This window comes from Photorhabdus sp. RM71S (assembly GCF_042879355.1).
Classification (GTDB): Bacteria; Pseudomonadota; Gammaproteobacteria; order Enterobacterales; family Enterobacteriaceae; genus Photorhabdus; species Photorhabdus kayaii.
Genome location: NZ_JBHFKV010000201.1, coordinates 1 through 455, shown reverse-complemented (window position 1 = coordinate 455; position 455 = coordinate 1). Strand labels below are relative to the sequence as shown.

At 56.5% G+C, this 455-nt stretch carries 1 protein-coding gene; it reads right to left on the bottom strand.

Annotated features, from left to right (window positions below; translation table 11 throughout):
• Positions 1 to 85: 85 nt before the first annotated feature.
• A partial coding sequence (locus ACGF5R_RS24510) for a hypothetical protein (RefSeq protein ID WP_387693248.1) occupies positions 86 to 455 on the bottom strand: 370 nt, incomplete at its 5' end.

The following is a 455-nucleotide window of genomic DNA, read 5'->3' as shown; positions in this document are numbered from 1 at the left end:
CAGCTTGCGTAAACCGGGATTGGCTCATGGGGTTTTTCCATCATAAGAATAGGTGACACTATTTTAATCAGTGAATTCCCGCTGGCTAGGTGGGGTTCCCCGTACGCTTACTATTATCCAGTTCACCACTGTTTAAGGTCAGGGTGTCCCCGGCTATCACCTGTCCCGCCGTATTGATGAAGGGCTGGCCGGTGGTCTGGCTGTTGATATGCTGTGCCAGCAACACCCCCTGCGTGTTATCCAGTGTCTGGCTGGTTGTGGTCAGTCGGGTTTTGGCTTCAAGATGACCGTGGGCATTCTGAATGGCTTTGCCAATGGTCAGGGTGGCGCGGTCCCCAGTGGCAACAAGGCTACCCCGGCGATTATCCAGTTGGGCAGCGCTGAGCCGGAGCGCGTTACCCGCTTCCAGCCGGCCCGCCTGATTGTCCAGCGTGTCTTTGACCGTCAGTGTCAGC